This is a genomic window from Shewanella sp. K8 (assembly GCF_028823715.1).
Classification (GTDB): domain Bacteria; phylum Pseudomonadota; class Gammaproteobacteria; order Enterobacterales; family Shewanellaceae; genus Shewanella; species Shewanella algae.
Window position 1 is genome coordinate 93567 of the sequence record NZ_JAPEHY010000009.1, and the last position, 22380, is coordinate 115946.

Annotated in this window: 20 protein-coding genes and 1 pseudogene; 16 read left to right on the forward strand and 5 right to left on the reverse strand. The window is 54.6% G+C overall.

The window, feature by feature from the left end:
- Positions 1 to 55: 55 nt before the first annotated feature.
- On the forward strand, positions 56 to 763 hold the full coding sequence (locus tag ON072_RS07180) for an MliC family protein (RefSeq protein WP_261752651.1): 708 nt from the start codon (positions 56 to 58) through the stop codon (positions 761 to 763).
- 53 nt (positions 764 to 816) lie between these two features.
- Here ON072_RS07180 and ON072_RS07185 read toward each other — a convergent pair whose 3' ends face one another.
- Together ON072_RS07185 and ON072_RS07190 are read right to left on the reverse strand one after the other, a co-directional pair.
- A complete protein-coding gene (locus ON072_RS07185) occupies positions 817 to 1281 on the reverse strand; it encodes a YhcH/YjgK/YiaL family protein (protein ID WP_261752650.1) in 465 nt (154 codons plus the stop codon).
- A gap of 188 nt (positions 1282 to 1469) precedes the next feature.
- Positions 1470 to 3863: a TonB-dependent receptor plug domain-containing protein gene (locus ON072_RS07190; protein WP_025886834.1), complete on the reverse strand. Its 2394-nt coding sequence runs from the start codon at positions 3861 to 3863 to the stop codon at positions 1470 to 1472.
- A 468-nt stretch (positions 3864 to 4331) separates the two neighbouring features.
- Here ON072_RS07190 and ON072_RS07195 point away from each other — a divergent pair, with 468 nt between their 5' ends.
- The 7 genes and pseudogenes from ON072_RS07195 to ON072_RS07225 all read left to right on the forward strand — a co-directional run bounded on the left by ON072_RS07195 (position 4332) and on the right by ON072_RS07225 (position 11185).
- On the forward strand, positions 4332 to 5387 hold the full coding sequence (locus ON072_RS07195) for an alpha/beta hydrolase (protein WP_261752649.1): 1056 nt from the start codon (positions 4332 to 4334) through the stop codon (positions 5385 to 5387).
- Positions 5388 to 5555: 168 nt separating this feature from the next.
- On the forward strand, positions 5556 to 6143 hold the full coding sequence (locus ON072_RS07200; protein ID WP_025886835.1) for an LON peptidase substrate-binding domain-containing protein: 588 nt from the start codon (positions 5556 to 5558) through the stop codon (positions 6141 to 6143).
- An 82-nt stretch (positions 6144 to 6225) separates the two neighbouring features.
- On the forward strand, positions 6226 to 7161 hold the full coding sequence (locus ON072_RS07205; protein ID WP_101096212.1) for a pseudouridine synthase: 936 nt from the start codon (positions 6226 to 6228) through the stop codon (positions 7159 to 7161).
- A 258-nt stretch (positions 7162 to 7419) separates the two neighbouring features.
- Entirely contained in the window at positions 7420 to 8811 is a 1392-nt protein-coding gene (locus ON072_RS07210) for a TackOD1 domain-containing metal-binding protein (RefSeq protein WP_274626008.1), read from the forward strand.
- A complete protein-coding gene (locus ON072_RS07215) occupies positions 8804 to 10132 on the forward strand; it encodes a glycosyltransferase family 2 protein (protein ID WP_252347988.1) in 1329 nt (442 codons plus the stop codon). Before ON072_RS07210 ends, ON072_RS07215 begins: the two co-directional genes overlap by 8 nt.
- 729 nt (positions 10133 to 10861) lie before the next feature.
- Positions 10862 to 10969: pseudogene (locus tag ON072_RS07220) on the forward strand (HlyD family secretion protein); the annotation flags it as partial.
- An 87-nt stretch (positions 10970 to 11056) separates the two neighbouring features.
- Entirely contained in the window at positions 11057 to 11185 is a 129-nt protein-coding gene (locus ON072_RS07225; RefSeq protein ID WP_263858622.1) for a hypothetical protein, read from the forward strand.
- A gap of 124 nt (positions 11186 to 11309) precedes the next feature.
- Here the strand turns inward: ON072_RS07225 and ON072_RS07230 are convergent, their stop codons facing one another.
- Genes ON072_RS07230 through ON072_RS07240 form a run of 3 tightly spaced genes read right to left on the reverse strand, consistent with a single transcriptional unit; the run spans position 11310 to position 14222 of the window.
- Entirely contained in the window at positions 11310 to 11909 is a 600-nt protein-coding gene (locus ON072_RS07230; RefSeq protein WP_025009291.1) for a TlpA family protein disulfide reductase, read from the reverse strand.
- Positions 11906 to 12304, reverse strand: coding sequence for a cytochrome c-type biogenesis protein (locus ON072_RS07235; RefSeq protein ID WP_044733603.1), 399 nt, complete (start codon positions 12302 to 12304; stop codon positions 11906 to 11908). The genes ON072_RS07230 and ON072_RS07235 overlap by 4 nt, the downstream gene beginning before the upstream one ends.
- Positions 12297 to 14222 (reverse strand): heme lyase CcmF/NrfE family subunit, encoded by a 1926-nt coding sequence (locus tag ON072_RS07240; protein WP_261752645.1) that lies wholly within the window; start codon positions 14220 to 14222, stop codon positions 12297 to 12299. The genes ON072_RS07235 and ON072_RS07240 overlap by 8 nt, the downstream gene beginning before the upstream one ends.
- A 388-nt stretch (positions 14223 to 14610) precedes the next feature.
- Here ON072_RS07240 and ON072_RS07245 point away from each other — a divergent pair, with 388 nt between their 5' ends.
- The 8 genes from ON072_RS07245 (at position 14611) to ON072_RS07280 (ending at position 22226) form a co-directional block, all read left to right on the forward strand.
- Positions 14611 to 16647 (forward strand): multiheme c-type cytochrome, encoded by a 2037-nt coding sequence (locus ON072_RS07245; RefSeq protein WP_025886840.1) that lies wholly within the window; start codon positions 14611 to 14613, stop codon positions 16645 to 16647.
- A gap of 113 nt (positions 16648 to 16760) precedes the next feature.
- Entirely contained in the window at positions 16761 to 17147 is a 387-nt protein-coding gene (locus tag ON072_RS07250) for a rhodanese-like domain-containing protein (protein ID WP_244997930.1), read from the forward strand.
- 38 nt (positions 17148 to 17185) lie between these two features.
- Positions 17186 to 17938 (forward strand): FKBP-type peptidyl-prolyl cis-trans isomerase, encoded by a 753-nt coding sequence (locus ON072_RS07255; protein WP_144380466.1) that lies wholly within the window; start codon positions 17186 to 17188, stop codon positions 17936 to 17938.
- Positions 17939 to 17949: 11 nt separating this feature from the next.
- A complete protein-coding gene (locus tag ON072_RS07260; protein WP_025886841.1) occupies positions 17950 to 18603 on the forward strand; it encodes a hypothetical protein in 654 nt (217 codons plus the stop codon).
- Positions 18604 to 18678: 75 nt separating this feature from the next.
- Positions 18679 to 19179, forward strand: a complete 501-nt coding sequence (locus ON072_RS07265) for a nitrous oxide reductase accessory protein NosL (protein ID WP_025009295.1) — start codon at positions 18679 to 18681, stop codon at positions 19177 to 19179.
- Between the two features lie 5 nt (positions 19180 to 19184).
- Entirely contained in the window at positions 19185 to 20489 is a 1305-nt protein-coding gene (gene nosD / locus ON072_RS07270) for a nitrous oxide reductase family maturation protein NosD (RefSeq protein WP_261752644.1), read from the forward strand.
- Positions 20476 to 21387, forward strand: a complete 912-nt coding sequence (locus ON072_RS07275) for an ABC transporter ATP-binding protein (RefSeq protein ID WP_261752643.1) — start codon at positions 20476 to 20478, stop codon at positions 21385 to 21387. Before nosD ends, ON072_RS07275 begins: the two co-directional genes overlap by 14 nt.
- Entirely contained in the window at positions 21387 to 22226 is an 840-nt protein-coding gene (locus tag ON072_RS07280) for an ABC transporter permease subunit (protein ID WP_096142044.1), read from the forward strand. Before ON072_RS07275 ends, ON072_RS07280 begins: the two co-directional genes overlap by 1 nt.
- The last annotated feature ends 154 nt before the right edge of the window (positions 22227 to 22380 follow it).

Consider the following 22380-nt stretch of genomic DNA (forward strand, 5'->3'; position numbering starts at 1 on the left):
GCGCAAAGGCTTAGGCATCCGCGAGTAGATTTAGCGAGAAGATTAAGGAGCAAAAATGAGTTTGGGGACAGTTTCACAGGCAGGGCTTTTACTGGCGTTGGTCGCCGCGGCGACGCTCAGTGGCTGTGGGCAGCAGACACTGGATAACAGCCAGGATGTTGCCGCCGCATTGGCTACTGGTGGTGGTTCAAGCTCGCCCCAGGCAACAGAGCGGGAACTGCCGACATTTGATTGCAACGCCTTGGGCGAGCGGGCTTCCAGCATAGAGATGCTTATTTGTCAGGAGCCCGAGCTTGCCAAGCTGGATCAGCAGCTGGCCGAAGTTTATGCCAAGGCCGGTGACAAGGCGGTCAATGAACAGCCACCCCTGCTCAAGGCCGAGCAGCGCGGCTGGATCAAGGGTCGCAACGAATGTTGGAAGAGTGAAGACAAGCTGCAATGTACCAGGGACTCATATCAAAGGCGGATAGTGGAACTGCAGGCCCGTTATCATTTGGTGGAGTCTACCGGCCCGGTATTCTTTGCCTGTGACGGCAACCCGGCCAATGAGTTGGTGACTACTTTCTTCGAGACAGAGCCGGCAACCATGATTGCCGAGCGCGGCGACAGAAGCATTTTGATGTTCAGTGTGCCTAGCGGCAGCGGCGCCAAGTATCAGGGCGGTGACTACAGCTTCTGGGAGCATCAGGGCGAGGCCAGGGTGACCTGGGGTTATGGCGCCGAGGAGATGCTTTGCAAGCCCACCACCCAAGACGATAAGTAAACCATTGACCCAAAAACGCCCGCAATCGCGGGCGTTTTACTGCAAGTGCTCTTTTAATCCAACAGTACTTTTACGACTACCTTGCGGACAGCAACGGCCTTGGCCAGCGTGCCCGGCATATGCATGTCTCCGGGGAAGAAGATGGCAAACATGCCGGCCTTCAAAGGGATAAATGCCGCGGCTTCGCTATTGGATTGATAATCAAACTCGGCATAGTCGTGCGCCTCATGATAGGGGCGACTGGGCGTTTGGGCTCCCAGCGGCAGGTAGCCAAACTCCTCTTCACCACTGACCACATACTGCACGTCCAGATAGCGTCTATGTACCTCGAATGGCTCGGTTTCTCTGGGCTTGGTGTGGTAATCGTTGACTATGGCAAACAGCTTTTTACCATCCAGTTCATAGCTGCCGGGGGCCAGTTGGCTGAAGTCTGTTGCGGCCAGATAATCCAGGGCTGCCTGAATACGTGGGCCCAGCACTCGGTAATGGCCACGGTTGGCCAGAGTATCCACTATCATCTTGTATCTTCTGGGGAAAGGGGTTGGCTCAGTATAATAGCATTCCTGTTGGAAGTTTGATCTCTTTGAGAAGCTGCAGGCGCTTGAGCTGCCAAGCGGCCGATATCAGCGGCATCAGCGCCAAAAAGCACAAGGGCCAGCGATATCGCCGGCCCTCATGTTTCCCTGCAAATGTGTTTCCCGGTAAATCAGTAGCTGTATCTGGCTTCGAGGAAGTAGTAACCGCCGTTGAAACCAAAAGGTGTGTTGGTCAATGGATAGACGAAGATCCCGTTGAAGTTGTTGTCGTCCGGGCGTTTTTCCGGATAGGTATCGAACAGGTTCTGCACCCCGGCGGTGAAGCTCAGGTTATCTGTGGCCGCATAGGTCAGCGACAGATCCACGGTGAACTTACCGTCGTACTCCACGTCTTCACGGGAGTAACCTATGGTGTAGGGGCCAAAGTAACTCAGGCGCAGGTTGGTCTTGAAGTCGCCCAGGCTGTGGGTCAGCCCCAGGTTACCTGTGTTCTTCGGATTGGCCTTGGTCATCCGGGTCTGCTCTATACGGTCAAACAGCTGATCTTCCAGGCCATCCAGAAGGTTTGGCAGATGGATATCGCGGATTTCAGTGTCGTTATAGGCATAGGCCAGGCTGGCGCGCAGATCGCCGTAGCTGCCGAGATCAAAGTCCTGGGTCACCACCAGATCCACACCTCGGGTGCGGCTATCAACGGCATTGATAAAGAAGCGTGCCGACTCGGCGTTGGTACCGGCCAGTGCATCTGCCACCACCTGGGAGTCGGCCGGTGTCAGTGAGCTGGAGAGCACGATTCTGTCATCTATGCTGATCTGATAGGCATCCAGAGTCACCGCCAGACCGGAATCATTGGTGTATACCAATCCCAGGCTGAAGGACTCTGACAACTCGGGTTGCAGCTTGCCTACCTGCAGCGCCTGGGTCACGGAAGACAGGTTGTTGAAGGTGCCCGATTCGGTCGGTACCAGCTGGCCTGTCACGGGATCCGGGTTGAACAGGGTCGAGATATTGGTGAAGTACAACTGCTGCACGCTGGGGGCGCGAAAGCCTGTGTTGGCAGTGGCTCTGAGTGCCAGGTTGTCGGTCAGATCGTATCTGGCGGCCAGCTTCCAACTGGTGTTGTCACCAAAGTCGGAATAGTCTTCATAGCGCACCGCGGCGGCCCAGTAGAAGTCGTCGGTCAGTTGGTTTTCCACCTCGAGATAGACACCTATGTTGTCTCTATCCTCATCTACCGCTGATTCTGGGGTAAAGCCGCCAAAGCCTTGGCTGCCGCCGGCCTTGTTCTGATAACCGCCATTGACATAAGAGGCTTGCTCTCCGGCTTCCACCTGATAAGCGTTCTGGCGCCAGGCTGTGCCTACAGCGACCAGGAGCTCTGAGTCATTGTAAAAGTCGAAGTAACGTGAGGCATCCAGAGTCAGGTTCCACTCTTCGGTGGACAGGGTACCTGCGTCGAATTCGGTTTGGCTGCCGGGCCCCAAAGAGGCGTTGAGTGTGTTCTCAACCCGGTACTTAAAGCGGTTCTTGCCGTATCCGGCCGAGGCATCCAACTGCCACTCGCCCAGGTTAAATTCATAACCCAGCAGCAGAGACTGATCTGTGATCTTGGGCGTTATCTGTGGCAGGAAACCATCGGGATAGATTTCGGCAACATTGCGGCTATCCAGTGGACGGCGGAAGAAGGCGCCGGAGCGGGTCTCGCGCTGGCTCAAGCCACCGAAGGCGTACAGTTTGCTGTCATTGGCAAACTCCTGAGCGGCATTGAGAAACAACCCCAGGTTGTCATATTCGGCGTCACCCACATGGTGATTCTTGCGGTTAACGGTTTCTTCGCGGGGATCCGGGCTGCCATCGGCCAGAAGAGGATATTGCTGGCGCGGATCCAAACCGGCGCGATTGGTGCTGTTCTTGTGATGTGCTTCCAGCGACAGATTCACAAAGCCAGTGTCACCTATGCTGAGGCCGTGGTTGAGGCCGACACGCCATTGCTCGCCATCACCCTGATAGGTTTGACCGGCTTGGGCCGATACCATGCCACCTTCACTGTTGTCTTTGAGCACTACGTTGATCACCCCGGCGATGGCGTCAGAGCCATACTGTGCCGAAGCGCCATCACGGAGAATTTCGATGCGTTTGATGGCCGTCATAGGGATGGCGTTCAAGTCGACGTTGGACGAGCCCTTGCCCACAGTACCAGAGAGGTGGACCAGTGCCGAGCCATGACGGCGTTTACCATTAACCAGCACCAGGGTATGGTCTGGTGATAGGCCGCGCAGACTGGCGGGACGCACGGCATCTGAGCCATCGGTGACCGAGGAGAAGGGGAAGCTGTAGCTAGGTGCGGCAAACTGCAGCGCCTTGGCGGTTTCCGTCATGCCAGTGGCTTCAAGTTGTTCGGCCGTAATGATATCGACCGGTGCCACGCTGTCGGTGGCGGTCCGCAGGGCGATACGTGAACCTATGACGGAGATGGTTTCGATACTGGGCTGCTCTTCGGCAGCAAAGACGGCAGGAACAGTCAGTTGACTCGCCACTGCCAGTGAAATAAGAGCTAAGCGCATACGACCTCTTGAATGATTCAAAACTGCATTTTTATTGCGCGGATAGTAGCATTGTTACAATTGATGCATTTAGACGTAAAAGTGATAACTCAGAGCGCAGCGTTCTAGAAACATTTAGTTTTTTGGATAGAAACCTTTACCTGGCCTTGGCTATCCGGGGTTTTGGCTGTTTGGGTTATATAAGGGCTATATTGGGTTTGTTTGGGGTTTAATTGGCTGTTTTGCTTTTATTTATACAGTTGTTTTTGAGTTAACAGCCTATTTATGACTATCTCGATTTTCAAAGCTGCCTTACGAGCGTTTTCTTGGGTGTTTGAACTTGAGTCGTCCCGGCCTTTTTTCGGAGCCGCCGGGAGGAGAGGGGGAACACTCTGGCAGTGCAAAAACCAGGCACACTGAGTCAGACTTGGCTGCCGTGCAAGGCTGCGGTATCTTGCCTGTGACTTTTGCGGCTCAGGGAGTGACTTTTTGGCTAACTTGCGATTTCTTGCCGGTACAGATGCCCATCAGACATTGATGGAACAGGGATTAAAGCCTGATTTTTTTACTCAACTATTGGCGGCATCCGGTGGTCCCAAATGGCTGGGGATTGCCGGGCTCGACAAATACCTGTTTGGCGAGTTTTTCAAACAGAGGCAGACACCGCTTTACACTCTTGGCGCTTCATCCGGCGCCTGGCGTTTGGCCTGTCTGGCTCAGGCAGATCCGCTGGCGGCTTATCAAAGGTTGGAACAACTTTACATAGGCCAGTGCTATGAAACCCGTCCGAGCCGGGAAGAGGTCAGCCGCCAGGTCCGCGGTATAGTCAGCGGGATTTTAGGCTCAAGCGGCACCGAAGAGATCCTCAAACAGCCGCATATTCGCAGTCACATAGTGGTGTGCCGCGCCCGTCACTTGAACCGGGCCGGCTGCAAGTTGGCGCTGGCGGCAGGCCTGGGCGCTACCGCCATGACCAACCTTGTCAGTCGCCGCACCTTGGGGTGGCACTTTGAGCGTCTGGTATTTGCCTCTGCCATAGAGGGTTCCCCCTTCGCTCAGTTGAAAGATCTCCCGGGAGACAGCGCCTTGCTCAGTAGTGACAATATCGAAGCCGTATTGCTGGCCACAGGTTCTATTCCACTGCTGCTGTCACCGGTAACCGAAATCAGCGGTGTGACCAACGGGTGCTTCTATGATGGCGGCATCACTGATTACCACTTCGACCTGCCGCTGTCACGGGCGCCGGGGTTGACCCTGTATCCGCATTTTTATCCCCATATGGCGCCGGGATGGTTCGATAAATCCTTGCCATGGCGCCGGGCCAAGCGCCGTTATCATAATGCTTTGGTGTTGGCTCCCACCGAGGAGTTTGTCGCTTCGCTGCCCTATGGCAAAATTCCGGATCGCAAGGACTTTGAAACCCTGGATACCGCCAGTCGTACTCAATATTGGCGCCGCGCAGCCGATATGAGTAACAGATTGGCTGATGAATTTGCCGAGGTATTTCTCGGTGGCAGGATAGCCCAAAGGCTGGAGCCTCTGTAAGCAAGCTTGCAACAAAACCCACTCAACGCCTGTCTAACTCATTAGCAGACCTAAGGACTAGCCCAAATTGCCAATGGATGAAATTTCAGCAACTGCTAGACTTTAAAGCGAATGTTGAACCTCAGGTTCGCTTTCGGTTACTCACTCCCCGAGGGGAAGGAGGTTGCTATGCATACACAGGAAATGGCGTTACTGACCTATGATGCCTTGTTGTTGCCAGGTGGACGGCTTGAGATCAGGATCCTTGACCCCATCACCCTGAGCATGGTGGCCGATGTCCTGAAGGGGAAATATCCGCTGGCTTTCGGAATGCGTAACAGCGTTGCCATGCCGCCCAGTTTCCCCATTGCCACTCGCTGCGGGCTCATCGACTTCAATCAGTTGGAAGATGACTCGCTGAGTATCACTCTGGAAGGCAAGCAAAGGGTCAAAGTCCTGTCCGCCAAACAGGAAAAAGATGGCCGCTGGCTGGCTGAGGTAATGGATTGTCCCAACTGGGCCGAGGAGCCTATTCGGGGCGAGTTCACCCTTATCAGCGCGGCACTGGAGCAGTTTTATGAGGTCAACCCGGACTTGCGCGGGCTCTACTCATCAGAAGTGCATCTGGATGATGCCGCTTGGGTTAGCCAGCGTTGGTTGGAAGTTTTGCCCTTATACAACAAGGACAAACAGCTGTTGTTGAATCAACCTGATTGCCACAAGACCATGGACTTTGTGCTCAAGTTGATTAAGTCCCATGTTCAGCAGCAGCTTTGAGGGTACCTGCCTCGAATAATTTAAGGTAGATAGAGTAGAATGGCGGCCCTGAGTCGCCATTTTTTATTTTGCCGGAAGAGTTATGAGCCAAACAGACAGAGCCGCACAGCCCTCCTATGTAGTCTTGCCAAGGGATGTGACCGACAAAGCCACTGTTTTGGCCTTTCTTATCGACCATTTCAGCCGCATCGATGCCGATGTCTGGCGTGAACGGGTCGCTGCCGGCAAGGTACACTGGCAAAATGGTGAGCCTATCCAGGCTGATACCCCTTATCGGCCTACCGCCAGGGTCTACTATTACCGTGAAGTCCCCAAAGAAACCCGGATCCCTTTTGAAGAGCGGATCCTGTTTCAGGACGAGCACAGCATTCTGGTGTTCAAACCGCACTTTTTGCCTGTGACTCCCAGCGGCAACTATGTCAACGAGTGCCTGGTGCACAGGTTAAGGCGCCGCACCGGGATAGAAACCATAGCGCCGGCGCACAGGCTGGACAGAGAAACGGCCGGAGTCATGCTGATGTCCACCGATCCCGAAACTCGGCATGCCTATCATGCTTTGTTCCGTGAAGGCCAGATACGTAAGGACTACCAGGCGCTGGCGCGGCTGACACCTGAGCTTCAGGCTGGATTGGCAACTGGCGAACTTAGCCTGCCGCTGCACTGGACAGTGAAAAATCGCCTCATCAAGGGCGAGCCCAGTTTTATCATGCGCTTGGCAGAGGGTGAGGCCAATAGTCACTCGGAAATCAGTCTCATCGCCGTTAATGGCGATATGGGGCTGTTCAGTCTGAGTCCAATTACCGGCAAGACTCACCAACTCAGGCTGCATATGCAGAGTCTTGGAATGCCACTGCTGAACGACAGGTTTTACCCCGAACTGCAACCCAGGAGCGAAGATAATTTCAATAAGCCCCTCAAGCTGATGGCTTGTCGCTTGCGCTTTATCGATCCCATCAGTGGCAAACAGCAGGATATAAAAGTGGATGGTTTTGAAACTGAATTGATTGATACAGTTTGATACTTTTGGAGATAAAAAGAAGGATATTGTTTAGGGGTAATTAAGTATATTTCATAGTTTTATTTTAAATATAATTAATTATGAGTTGATCTGAATAATAAAGTGGCAAGCTCTCTTTTTTCGTCAAAATATTGGCGGTTTTGTTTTTTTTGGTTATATAATCTCCACCGCTTAAAAATAGATTCTAATTGATTCGTACAAACTTCGCCAAGGATGTTTTCATCTTTCATTGGCGGGCTTGTCGTTGCCGAGATTTATATGTCCATTACCAGAGCCGATATCAGTGTTGAGGCACAGGCCATCCCCTGTTGGATTGGCTTTCGAAATTCAGAAAGTTATAGCACTGATTTTGAAGTGTTTAATGATGTTAGTGATTTCTTGGCTGCCGGTCTTGATTATGAAGTCATCTGCCTGAACCTGCCGGCTGAAGCTCAGGACCAAGCGCTGATTCAGCTGAGATGCCAGCCATCAAGCTTTATGGCCATGATCAAAGTGATAACGCCAAGCCCTCTCTCTGAATATCTGGCCAATGGTTTATTTCAGCCTGACTTCAAACAAGAGTTGGAAAATTATTGGCAAAGGAAGAGCTTAATTAAATTACCCAGCCAGGATGATGTCAGTTATCGGCTGTTGAGTTTTATGTGGTTATTTCCTGAATATCGTTTACAACCTGTGGCTACGCCGGAAAAGCCACATCTTTATGAGTATCCACTGCTGCAGCTATTGACGGGGTCAGCAAAGGCAAGCCAACTGCTGTTGGATAAATTATTGAACCGGCATTGGCTGGCACCCACCAAGCTGAAGGACAGAGTCAGGCTATGCAGCAAGTGCGACTCAGGGCACCTCAACTATATCGATCTCTGTCCCCAGTGCCGCAGCATAGAAATTGATATGCAGACCAGTTTGCACTGTTTTAACTGTGGTCATGTGGATAGTCAGCAAGCCTTCAGTCGCAGTGGCGGACTCAGTTGCCCCAACTGTTTGCAGCGGCTGCGGCATATAGGTGTCGACTATGACAGACCAATAGAAAACCAACACTGCAATAGCTGTAATAGCCTGTTTTTGGAGGCCAAGGTCGAGGCAGTTTGTCTGCACTGTGGTCATGGACATCAACCGGACGAGCTGACCATACGTCGCATCTCTGACTTTGAACTGGCGGAGCAGGGAAGGGAACTGGTGCGCCATGGGGTTCAACAGCAACTGTTTGCCGCACTTGGCGAACAGATGAGCCGGGCTCACTTCCTCTGGTTACTGCAGTGGCACAATCAGTTGGCACTGCGTCATGGCCATGAGCACCTGTTGTTGGTATTGGATCTGGAGGCGTTGGCGCCGGATCTGGCCGGCAGCGGAGAAGCCCGCGCCCTGACTCTGCTCGATGCTCTCAAGCAGCGCTTGTTGAGCCTGGTTCGGGTGACCGATGCCTGCAGCAGCCATGATGACCAAGGCGTCTTGTTACTATTGCCTTACACTGGCGAGTCACAGTTACCGGCATTGAAGCAAAAACTACAGCGGCTCAATGACAGCGTGCCAGAGGGAGAGTTGAGGTTAAGGCTCAAGGCGGTCAGCCTGCCGGATCAACAACTTGGTGCTGAAGTTGAACCCTGGTTGGCCAGCCGTCTGCAGCAGGCCGAGGTATTGGACGGTGAGTGAGTTCAATACCCTGGCTTTTATGAGCCTGGATATTTGGCACAACCTGGCGACAGACGTCAGCCTGTTTCTCTGGCTGGTGCCGATGATTTTTCTCTACGAAATGCCATTGATGCTGATAGTGGTCTCAGGCGTCATCGGCTGGCATTGGCAAACGTTCCGCCGCCCCAAGGTTGAGAAGGCTTATCGACCCAAGGTCAGTTGCGTCATTACTTGCTATGCCGAGAAAGAAGCGGTGCGGCAAACCATAGCCACCTTGGCCGAACAGGACTACCCGGGGGAGATGGAGATCATTGCCGTGGTTGATGGCGCGGTGCAAAACGCCGAAACCTTCGAGGTCGCCAAGGCAGCAGCGGCACAATGCCGCCGCCCGGGGCGGGAGATTATCGTGCTGCCCAAGTGGCAACGTGGTGGCCGGGTTTCGACTCTGAATGCCGGTTTGGCCAGGGCCAGCGGCGAGTTGGTAATGAATGCCGATGCCGACACTTCGTTCGACAATGATATGGTTTCCCAAATCGTGCCGCTGTTCGCCGATCCCAACGTGCCGGCAGTCGGTGGCTCTTTGCGGGTGCGCAATGTCGATGATTCGCTGTGGACCCGGATGCAGGCGATTGAATATTTGATCTCCATGCAAGGCGGCAAGACCGGTCTTGGGCATTGGAATCTGCTCAATAATATCTCAGGAGCATTCGGCGCTTTTCGCCGTGACTTGCTGGTCAAAATCGGCGGCTGGGATACCCATACCGCCGAGGATCTGGATCTGACGCTGAGATTCAAACAGTACTTCGGCCGTCATCCCAATTGGCGCATTCCCTTAGCCACGCTGGCCATAGGGCATACCGATGCCCCCATGGATCTCAAGACGCTTGTCTGGCAAAGATTACGTTGGGATGGCGACCTTTTGTTTCTCTACTTTCGCAAGCACTGGCCGGCCTTTACCCCCGGGCTTCTGGGGGGCGCCACCTTCGCCTTTACTCTGGTCTACGGCTTCTTGCAAAACGTGCTGATGCCCTTTGTCATCTTGCTCTACAGCTTAGGGATAGCACTGGCGTACCCCTGGCAGTTTTTGACAACCATTGCCCTGACCATCTACCTGGGATATTTGGGATTCTTGCTGTTCTTCTATCTGCTGGTACTGGTAGCGATTTCCGAGCGGCCACGTCAGGACCTGAAGCTGCTGCTCTGGTTGCCAGTTTATCCCTTCTACGCCTTGTTTATGCGCAGTATCTGCTTGTTTGCCTTGCTTAATGAAGTGGTCAGACGCTCACATGAAGAGAGTTCCATGGCTCCCTGGTGGGTGCTGAAACGCGGGAGAAAATTTTAGTGAAAGTGACTTATCAAGCGGCTGCCAAGGCGCAACAACCCACCCGGGATCAAGGTTTAAAGGTGGACTATGCCCCGGCAAAACGGGGCGGAATGAAATGGCGTTGGTATCTGCTGCTATTGCTGGTTATCGCCCCTGTGGTCTTGCTGCTTTGGGTGTTGCTGCGCCCCAGCCTGTTTGTGCTGGCACCGGGAATACTGACCTCTGAGCCGCTGGAGATGCGGGCAATGCAGAAGGGCCGATTGCTGGAGCTTTCGGTACAACCCGGGAGTAGGGTCGATGCCGGTCAGGCGCTCGGGCGCATAGCCGATGCCGGTCTGGACGCCAGCATTGACGAGTTACAGCGCCAGTTGGCCGAGTTGACACCGCCATCGCTGGAGCAGGATCTGGCTATTCTGGGGCAACTGGAACAACGGGTGCTGGTGGCCGAGCAGGGGGTAAAGCGTCAGGATGAACTATTGTCGCAGTTCGAGTCATTTCGTAAGCAGGGGGTGGTTCCCACTGCAGATATGGCGGCGGTGATGCAGGCCCATACCAGTGCCAGAATGGCGCTGGAGCAGGCCAGGGCCGAGCTGTTGCAGCAAAGGCAGTTGCAGCAGCAGGAGCGGGAGGCGGGGGTGATAGCCCAGAGTCGCAACAGCCTGCTGCTTAAAGCTTGCGGAGCTGCAGGCCAAACGCCAGCAGTTGACCATACAGGCGCCGTTTGCCGGCCGGGTAGCCGATGTTTTGGTGCAGCAGGGGGAAACCATAGCCGAGCAGCAGCCTATGCTTTGGCTGTCGGGGCGGGCACAGCCTGTGGTGGTCTGTTATCTGGCGCCCAAGTATCTCAACTATGTTGCTCAGGGACAGCAGGCCAGCGTCAAACTCCCCAATGGAACCCGGATCCGCGCCGAAATTAAAGAACCGACCGAATTGGTGGGCAAGGTGCCCAAGCAGCTGTCCGGTCCTTTCGATGGTGACAAACCGGCACTCAAGGTCACGCTTGCTTTGCATCAGAGCCTGCCTTTGGCGATTGAGGGCGTTCCGGTGGAAGTGAGTTTCGATCGTTTCTGAGAAAAAAGGCTTTCCCGACAAAAATTGGCGTGCGTGACGGGAAAGCGGGCAAAAAGTATGGCGGAGAGATTTGCCTAAGGTGGCCCGGAGTGACTTGGGAGATGCTCCGGGACGGTTGCACTGTTTACTGTGGCACTTTGCTTTGGGCCAGCGCCTGATACTTGGCGGCAAAGCGCAACAGGTAGTCGGCGATATCCGGGTCATCCCAGTCCAGATAGCCACGGATAAAGCCGACTAAGTTACCATTGGGATCAAACACATAAGTTGCCGGTACCACATTGGCCGGCATGATCTTCTCTATCTCTTTCTTGCTGTCTATCCAGCTGTCATCCAACTTGAGCTCATGCTTGGCCAGAAAAGGGGCCACAGCAGCCGGATCTTCATCTATCGACAGCGGCACTATCTGAATACTGCTGCCCTGCAGTTTACTGCGCAGCTTGGCCAGTGCCGGCATCTCACGCAGGCAGGGCGGGCACCAGCTGGCCCAGAGATTCAGCAGCACCAAACGTCCTTGATATTCAGCCAAGGTTTTGGGGTTACCCTGCAGATCGGCAAAGGTCACCTTTGCCACCTTTCTGGCGTGCTGCATTTCAACAAATTCACGCATAATCATAGGCTTGTTTGGCACAGGTTCACCTGTGTGATAAGCCTTGTGCTGCATTATGCCCCCTTGGGCCGACAGCGGCAGCAACAGGGCAAGACATAGAAGCAAATAGGATCTCAAGATGGATTCTCCTGATCGTGAGGGGATTGATTGTTGCTGCGGCCGAAAAACAACAACACGCCGGGGAGCACAAGCAGCAAGAGTACTGGCCCCAACCACAGCAGCGCCGTGCCTGCGTTCAGCGTGGGTTGATAACGGATCTGCTCGCCATAGCGTTCCACCATAAAGTCGAGTATCTGTTCCCGGCTCTTGCCCTGCTGCAGCATCAGATAGATCTGCGCCTTGAGCTCGCTGGCAATGGCGGTTTCCGACTCAAACAGGTTTTGGTTGGTGGCCATGGGGCAGCGAAGTTCCTTGGAAATATCTATGCTGAGACGGGCAATATCCATGTCGGTCGCCTGGGCTTCGGCGCAACCCAAGCTGAGCCATAATCCAAGCAGCATTAGCTTAATCATGTTGAAGTCTCCCTGAGGCGGTTAATACATCGGTTTGCAGCAGGCGTCGTCGGCTTCCGAGGGCTAGTAGGCCGCCAATGGCCATCAAACCACCGCCGAGCCAGATCCAACTCACCAGCGGCTTGATGCTGAGACGTACCAGAAACTCTTCATCACTCAGTTGGGTGCCCATGGAGACATAGAGATCGCCAAAGGCCCCGCGATAGATGGCAGACTGGGACAGCGACATGCCGTTGGAGTTGAATTCCTGACGCTCCGGATAGAGGTAAGTAAGCAGTTGCTCATTGCGCTCAACCCGAATTACTGCCTGTTCACCGCGGTAGGCTGGCTTGTCCAGCAAACGGGTCTGCTCATAGATAAAGGTGTAGTCGCCCAGAATACTGCCTTGGCCCGGGCCCATACGCAGCAGAGAGTGCTGCTCGAAACAACTGACTCCGGTAGCACCCATGATGCTGACAAGAAGGCCGGTGTGGGCCAGCAACATGGGAATATTGCGGCGCTTACCGGCAATCTGGCCCAGCGGCAATAGATAAAGCAGCAGGGTGCAGAGCAGAAAGAGGCTCATGGCACCGCCCGCCAGTAGCCAAGGGGCGAGCCTGCCCTCGAAAAACAGTGCCAGAGCGGTTGCAGCTATAGTGACCAGCGCCAGCAGTCCCAGGCGCCTCGGCGCCATATGGGGCAGGGTGCTTAGCGCCAGGGGCAAGAGCAGCAGCGCCAACATGGGCACAAACAGAGTATTGAAGTAGGGCGCCCCTACCGACAGGCTTCCCAGGCCAAGTGCCTGATAGAAAAGCGGGTAAAGGGTACCCAGCAGGGTCGTCAGCGCCATGGTCAGCAAGATCAGGCTGCCGAGCAACAGCTGACCGTCCCGGCCAAGTGGTGCCAGCTTGCCCGGTTGCCAGTGATGGCGACATCTGAGGCCAAACAGGCTGAAACCGGCGCCTCCGTAGAGCAGCAACAGCAATAGAATGATCACCCCGCGTTCGGGATCGGCAGCAAAGGCATGCACAGACTGAATAATGCCGGAGCGCACAATAAAAGTGCCCAGCAGGCACAGGCTGAAGCCCAGCAACACCAGCGCCAGGGCCGAGAGCTGTGCCAAAGGGTTGTGGTTTTTGATCAACAGGCAGTGCAGCGCACCTGTGGTCACCAGCCAGGGAATAAAGGCGGCATTTTCCACCGGATCCCAGAACCACCAACCACCCCAGCCCAGCTCGTTATAGGCCCACCAGGATCCGAGGGCATTACCCGCGGTGAGAAACACCCAGGTCAGCAGCAGATGGCGCTTGAGCTTGCCAAGGCGGGCGGCGCTGAACTTGTGGCTGACAAGCAATGCCAGCGCGATACAAAAACAGATCCCAAGGCCTGCATAGCCAAGAAACAGCAGTGGCGGATGCAGGATAAGGCCTATGTCCTGCAACATAGGGCTGAGATCGCGTCCTTCTATCGGCACTTCCGGTAGCAGGCGGGCAAAGGGATTGGCGTACAGCAACATAAAAAAGACAAAGCCACAGAGAATCGCCGAACAGCTGCCGTGCAACATCAACAGATAGTTCTGATCTTGCGAGCGCTTCGGCAACCCCAGCCAGGCCCATAGCGCCATTACTGTCATCCAAAACAGCAAAGAACCTTCATGGCTGCCCCAAACTGCGGCCACTTTATAAAACAGCGGCAGGGCCGAATTGGAGTTGTTGGCCACATAAGCCACAGAGAAGTCGTTGAGGATAAACGCCAATGCCAGCAGGAGTATGGCGCCTGTCAGTCCCAGCGCTTGCCCCAGCAGCAGTGGCCGCAGTGGCCATTCGATACCTGGGTTGCGATATTTGAGCAGCGCAAGCAAGGCGCCAAACAAGGCACAACTACCGCCCAGGATCAGCAGGAAGTGTCCCAATTCGGGCAACATGGTGATGGAAAACATGGCCGCTCTCTTGTTATGCCGGGACTTCCCGGAAATGGATCTATGGCACTGAGACTAGGGTTATTCCCCCTTTGGCTCTGTGATCTGTCACGCCTTTATCAGCCTATGTTTGCCGGTGCGGTATTTTTCAATTTTCAGCCGGAGTTTTGAGGTTTTTTGAGAAATAAAACGCTCAAAAAAGAACTGAATAGTTCTGTTGTTCAAGATTAAAGTCACTGTTTTTAAAGGTAAATGTAAGGTGTTGCTTTCTTGAGTTCTCAAGCGGGGGCGAGCTGTGCTCTGGCGCAGATTTTTGTCCTTGTACATATGAAGAATGAGTCGTGACCGGTCAAGCCGGCAATAACAAGTTCGTTTGTGAAATAACCGACGACAAATTCAGGAGTATATGATGAGACGATGGCAACAAAGGACAACACTCAGCATGTTGTTTTGTTTAACTGCCGTCAGCGGGGCTGGTGCGCTCGCGGCAGATAAACCAGGTCACGGCAATAAGCAGATGGGAGAGTCGGCACAGAAGGTGATCGCCAATCCCAACGGCATGGAAAAGGTAAACGGCGTCAAGACGCTGCAGGACTATATCGTTCAGGAAAAAGAGCTGTTCGACTACCTGTTCCAGAATCACCCTGTGTTCAAGTATCAGGAGCAGGGCAAGTTAATTGGTATGTACAAGGTCAGTGACCGCGGTGAAGAGTACATGGACCAAGGTAACGGCCAGAAGTACAGCAAACGGGTGGGACGCCCCTCTGCGGTGCAGTATCGTTTGGCGGCCAAGTCTATTCTCGACTTCCCCAATAAGTTTGTTGGCCCTGAGAAGTGCGGTGAGTGTCACGCGGTGCAGTATGAGAAGTGGCAGCGCTCGCGTCACGCCAAGACCATACGTTTCCCCGGTGAACACCCGGAAGTGGACAATGATCTGAAGAAAAAGCTGTATGGCTCTGATGCTTCCGTATTGCCGGACGGCATAACTCCGGATGCTATCTACGCCACAGTCGGTACTCCAAGAACCAAGTATGGCTATATCGACAGCTTCCTGGTGCGTGGTTCCTACCATATTGAAGGCGGTCTGCTGAAAGACGGTACAGGTACCATGGTTGCCGGTGGTAACCAGTTCTCCCGTGGTTGGGCCGAATGGTTGACCCCGGAAATGGCCAAGAAGATCCAGAAGGTTATCCCTGACTTCCCCACCAAGATGGAAGACTTCGGCGCCAGTGGTTCTCACCAGTGGGGTATGACTTCCTACGGTGCCAAGTACAAGAAGGAGTTCCTGTTCCAGCCTGCCAGTTCCTACTGCGAGGTTTGCCACAGCTTCAAGTTTGACTTCAAGAACAAGCAGGAATACCTGGATGCTCTTGGCGATCCCAAGAAGCTGCAGGAACACACCATCAGCCGTGGTATCGCTTGTGAAGAGTGTCACGGCGCCGGTGGTCACCTCGATGGTGGTAACGGTGGCGGCATGCCTTCCAACTGTGAACGTTGTCACCAGCGTTTCAACTATATCGATGAGCTGGCCGAGACAGAGCAAGGCAAAGAAAAGCTGGAATATGCCTTCAACGTCAAGATGAAGTCTGCCTGTCCTTCCTGTGGTACCGAAGGTTCACAGATGTTCATGTCTTCTCACTATGACAAGGGCATGCGCTGTTCTACCTGTCACGATCCACACGAAGTCACCAGCAATGACTGGAAATCAGGTTATACCAAGCCTGCCATCAAGAAAGACTGTGTTGACTGTCACCAGGTTCAGGCCGAAATGGCAGCCAATACAGGTACCCACGCCAAGAACAGCTGTACCAGCTGTCACATGCCCAACATGGGCAGCTGTGAGAACTTCACCGCGATTCAGTATCCGGATATGGCCGGTTTCGACGCAGTGCGTAAGTCTCACCTGTGGAAGATTGATGTCAGCCCGGATCGCAAGACCCTTAACCCACCCGAAGGTCAACCTCGCAAGTCCACCACCAAAGGTTGGACTGTGGCCAAGGATGAGAATGGTCACGGCTATCTCGACCTGATGTGGACCTGTGCCCGTACCTCTATCTCTGACCACGATGTGGTTGAGCGTAAAGGTTGTCACAGCCAGTTCCAGTCTGAGCTGAGCAAGGGCCTGCACTTCAAGGATCAGAAAGAGATCTACGGCAAGGTCATGAAGTGGCAGACACCTGTTAAAGATAGCCTGGCGAAAGTGGAAGAAGCGCTCAAGCGTGTTGATCGCAAGGTCGCCAAGAACAAGCTGTCTATCGAAGACAAGACTCAGGTACTGCTGCTGACCGACAAGGCCCGCGACATAGTTGAGTTTATTCGTAAAGATGGTTCCTGGGGTGTTCACGCTCCCCGCTACGCAGTCAAGCGTATGGATGCAGCTGTCACTTATGTGACTCAGGCTGAAGCCATCGCCGACGGCAAAGGCACCAAGACAGCCTCGCTGTAATTAGGCAACTCAGGCTCCGGGCGCTCGTCCGGAGCCTTTAATGGAGGATAAAGATGCGAGTCCGACTCTCATTGAAACAGGCGCTGAAACAGTCCTTGCTGCCACTGGCATTTATGGTTGCGACACCTGTGGTGTTGGCCGGCGGTGGCGGGGATCTGGTTCCTGCACCTTACCACGAAGAGATACTCAACCAGATCTCCATGCGTGAGGCCGAGATGCTGCTCAGCCAGCCCGGAGTGATCTTCTATGACGTCAACACTCTGGAGATATGGGGGGATGGCTTCATTCCCGGCGCCATCTACTTCAACGTCAATAACTGGAAGACATTGTTGCCGGAAAACAAGGACACCACCATGGTGTTTTACTGTGCCAACCGCCTCTGCACCGCCAGCAATGTGGCCGCCAGAGAGGTGATGAAACTGGGTTATACCGATGTCAGGCAGATGCCGGATGGTATCTATGGCTGGCGCATCTCGGGACGGCCGATTGAGCGTCCTTGAAAATAGATTATTTGGGCATTGAATTTAGAAATTGCAGGATGAAAACCATGAAATTACAAAAACTTGCTACTACTATTTCCCTCTCACTTTGTCTGAGCCTGCCCGCGCTGGCGGCCGACTTGAAGACAGAGACAGACAAGACCTCCTACGCCCTGGGTGCTTCAGTGGGCAACTATATTTCGGGCCAGGTTTACCAACAGCTGGAGCTGGGCGCCGAAGTCAATATGGAGCTGCTGATCACCGGCTTTACCGATGCTCTTAAAGACAAGCAGCAACTGACAGATGAACAGATCCTGGATCTGCTCAACCAAAGAGCCATCGCCCTCAACGAAGAAAGAGAGGCGCGCTTCGACAAACTGGCCGAAGAAAACCTTAAGGCGGGCGAAGCTTTCCTGGCCGAGAACAAGAAAAAGTCCGGCGTTAAGGTTACCGACAGTGGCCTGCAGTACGAAGTGCTGAGCATGGGCAAGGGCAAGAAGCCCAACCCGGAAGATGTGGTGACAGTCAACTATGTCGGTAAGTTGATCGATGGCACTGTGTTTGAAGACAGCAACAAAAACAAAGCCGCCGGCCGTTTCGCGCTGATGACAGTGATCCCCGGCTGGGAAGAAGGCCTGAGATTGATGCCCGAAGGGTCCAAGTTCCGTTTTGTGATCCCTGCCAAGCTGGCCTATGGCGTGCAGGCGCCCGGGGTGATCCCGCCGCAGGCCACTCTGGTGTTTGAAGTCGAGCTGGTCAAGGTCGAAAAGCCGGGTAAAGACAGCAAGCACCCAATGCCTGGCCACGGTTGACAGGAGGCACTATGGCTAATCCGCTCTGGTTGGGACTGGCCCTGCTGAGCCTGGCATTTATGAGCCTGTTTGCCCTCTATCAGTGGCAAACCTGCCGCGGGGACAGAGTTCTTCCTGCCCTGTGGCACTGGAGTCTGCTGCCGCTGCTGATCATAGGCCTGAGTCTTGGGACTTACTCCTATACCGGCCGCTACCAGGATTGGCAGTCGGCCGAGGCCGACGACAGCATAGACTACCTGCTGGCCGCCGAAATTGTCCGGCTCAGACGCGCCAGTGCCGATGCGCCACAAGACAGTGCCCTGATGCAACAGCTGGCCCAGGCCTATGTGCGCGGCGGCATGTATCTGGATGCGGTGGCTACCCTGAAGCAGCTGTTGCAGCTTCAGGGCAAGAGCGCCGCCTTACTGGGGCAGTTGGCCGAAGCCGCCTATTACCGAGATCAACGCCAGTGGTTGCCGGAATCCCAGGATTGGGTCGAACAGGCCCTGGCGCTGGATAGTGCCGACCCCGGCACCCGGCTGCTGCTGGCCAATGATGCCTTCCTCAACCAAAGATATGCCGAGGCCATAGGCCACTGGCAACTGCTGCTGGACAGCAACAATGCGCAACTGGATCGTGAGGCGTTGCAATATGCCATTGCCAACGCCCGCAGCCGACTCGAGTGATTTTTCAACCCTCGCCAAATGGGTTGTCCCTGCAAGGCCCCGGCGAGGCGTTGAATCTATTGATTGGAGAGAAAGATGAAAAAGACACTGCTGGCCATCGCCATTCCCATCCTGCTGCTGGGGCTGCCCGGATGTACTCCGGCGCAGAGCCACAATCATGAACATCACGCCCAGCACCTGAAACAGCATGACAGGTGCCATATGTGCGGCATGATGATCACCAAATACCCTGGGCCCAAGGGCCAACTTATGCTCAAAGACAGTGATGCCGTGCCCAAGTTCTGCTCCAGCCGCGACATGTTCAGCTTTGCGCTGCAACCGGAAAATCAACGCCGTATTGCCGCCATGTTTGTTCATGACATGGGCACTACCGACTGGGAGCAGCCTGACGACAACGCCTTTATCGATGCCACCAAGGCCTGGTATGTCTATGGCACCAGCAAGAAGGGAGTGATGGGGCCTGCCGTTGCACCGTTTTCAACCAAGGAAGCGGCGCAGGCTTTCGCCGAAGCCTGGGGTGGCCGGGTACTGGCCTATGAAGAGGTCACCCTGGAACTGCTGGAAGGAGCCAACTGAGACAGATGGTACGCACCCTGCTGGCGCTGATGCTGCTCTCTTTTGGCTGCCTTGGCGGCCAAAGCCCGCTGCAGGCACGTATAGATGCACTGAGTGAAGGCGAGGTGCTGACTCTCTCTGCCGCCGAGTATTTGGGGCCGCTGGTGATCGACAAGGCTATCGCCATTGTCGGTGAGCCAGGCACCATAATTGATGCCGGCGGTAAAGGCAGCGCCGTGACTATCAAGGCCGCCGGCGTGCGCCTGCAGGGGCTTGAGATACGTAACTGGGGCGGCGATCTTTATGAACATGATTCCGGGGTGCGTCTGCTGCCGGGGGCCGATGATGTCCGCCTGCTGCAGCTTGAGCTGTCGGGGCCTGGATTTGGCATTCATGGCGAGCAGCTCAAACGCCCGGAAGTGGAATACTGCCGTATAAGCGGTGACGACAGGCGTTATCTGCTGGACAGAGGTGACGGCATCTTTCTCAAATATGTTGAGGCCCCCGAGCTGCACCACAATCAGATAGCTTCGGTGCGCGACGGTATCTATCTGGAAAACGTCGACGCCAGCCGGGTCAGCCACAATCAATTCAGCCGCCAGCAATATGGCATTCACTATATGTATACCCGCAATGACAGTGCCTGGAACAACAGCGCCAAGTGGCTACAGGGCGGCTATGCGCTGATGAGCTCCAAGGGGATCACCCTGGAACACAATCAAGTCAGTGCCGCAATCGATTTTGGTATCTTGCTCAATGTGACACAGCAGAGCGAGGTGCACCATAACCGGGTGACGACTATTCACAACCCCAAAGGCGATCCCGCCATCGCCAGTGAAGGCAAGGGGCTGTTTATCTATGGCGCCGCCGATAACCGTATCAGCCATAACCATTTCAGTGACAGCGATACCGGTATCAGTGTTGCCTTGGGCGGTGAGGGCAATAGTCTGTGGCGCAACAACATAGAAAACAATCTGACTCAGGTGCGTTATGTCGGCAGTAAATCGCAGGAGTGGAGCCTTCAGGGACAGGGCAACTATTGGAGCAGCTATCAGGGCTGGGATCTCGATGGTGATGGCATAGGCGATTCCCCCTATCTGCCCAACGATGCCCTGGACAGGCTGTTTTGGCTTTACCCCGAGGCCAGATGGTTGATGGATAGCCCTGTGGTGCTCTTGCTGCGCTGGCTGCAGCGCCAGCTGGCACTGGCCGAGGATATAGGTGTTCGCGACAGTTTTCCTTTGCTGCAGCCCATTGATATTACGCCGAAACAAGAGATGAAAACCAATTCGCAACAGAGTGACGAGGAGACCCACTATGCCCAGCATTGATTGTCGGCAACTGGCCTATGTCCGTGGCGACAGGCCTGTGCTGGAGGATATCAGCTTGCAGCTGCCCCAGGGTAAGTTGCTGGCATTGCTGGGCCATAATGGTGCCGGCAAATCGACCCTGATCAAACTGCTGCTGGGGCTGCTGAAACCCGCCGGTGGCGAGCTGAAGATTCTCGGCAAAGCCGCAGGTGAAAGCCCAATGCAGGTGGGTTATCTGCCGGAGAACGTCAGCTTCTACGACAATATGCCCTTGGGCGAACTGTTGAATTATTTCGCCGGGCTCAAGGGCATAGGTGCGGCCAGGGTCAAAGAGCTGCTGGTTGAGTTTGAACTGGATGGCTTGGTAAAACGCAGGTTGGGACAGTGTTCCAAGGGCCAGAGACAGCGACTTGGGTTGGCGCAGGCGCTACTGAGCCGCCCCAGATTACTGTTTCTCGATGAACCGACAGTAGGCCTGGACCCCTCGGCCTCGGCGCTCATGTATGCCCAATTGGCGGCGCTGAAACAGCAAGGTTGCACCATAGTGGTTTGCACCCATGAACTGGCTTTGGTTGAGCCGCATCTTGACTTGGCGCTCATGCTGGCAAATGGCCGGATGCGGGCGCTGGGAAGCCTGGATAACCTGAGGCAAGAGGCTGACTTACCACAGGAGATCCTGTTGCCATCTCGGCTGGGCCTCAGTGGCGATCCCGTGCTGGGTCCGAGCTTTTCCGCTGGCCGGTTGAAACTGGCTAAGGCCAGCGTGCCGGAGGCGATAGCCATACTGACGGAGCAATACCGCTGCTTTGACTTTCAGTTGCCTCCGGCATCCCTCGGTGAACTGTTTCATCATTTTATGGCACCGCTTGACTCAAATCGCCGGAATGTCGCGCCTAAAAGATTCGGGGAGGCCGCCTGATGCAACTTGTCAGAGAAAATGAAGCATTGACACCCCAGCGGCCTAATCCGTTATTTATCGTTGCCGCCAAGGAGTTCAAAGATTGCCTGCGGAGCCGCTGGCTGCAAACGGCTTGCTGTTTGTTTGCCCTGTTGGCGGCTGCGGTTATTTTCGGCGCCGGGGCCTTAGGTGGTGAGTTTCGTTGGCAGGCGCTGCCGCAGTTGTTCAACTCTCTTTTAACCTTAAGTGTCTTCCTGGTACCGCTGCTGGCGCTGCTATTGAGTTTCGATGCCGTGGTGGGGGAGGCCGAAGCCGGCACCCTGTTATTGCTATTGACCTACCCCTTGAGCCGCAGTCAGTGGCTGGCCGGCAAACTGATGGGGCAGGGCGGCGCCCTGCTGCTGGCTTTGCTGCTGGGGTTTGGCTTGCCTTTGGGGTTATTGCCGGTATTGGCTCAGGAATACCGTAGCGTCGAGTTGCCCGCGGCCCTTGCCCTCTTGCTGGCCAGCGCCTGGTTGCTCGGGTTGGTGTTTATGCTTTTAGGCTACTGGGTCAGCATGCAGGTCAAACAGAAAGCTCAGGCACTGGCGCTGCTGATGCTGCTTTGGCTGCTGCTGGTGCTGCTCTATGATCTGGCCTTGCTGGTATTGGCCGTGGTTGCGGCCGATACCCTTGGGCAGTCGGGATTGCAGTGGCTGATGTTGCTGAACCCGGCCAGTGTGTTTCGCTTGCTCAATCAAAGTTTTCTGGGCTTGGCCAGTGGTGTGCCGACCTGGCCCTGGTTACTGGGAATACTCTTTGGCTGGCTGTTGTTGTTATCTTGGCTGTGCCGCTACAGTTTTCAGCGCCGGCCGCTGTGAATCTGCTATTGGAGTTTGCTGTATTAGATAGTTTTTATTTAACGAAAACAAATTGTTAATTGATATAAGTATCACATTCTGACTGTTGCACTCAGGTTAAACTTATAACCTATCCTCAAGCTCCCGTGATATGGGGGCAGTCAAATCTTCTGGA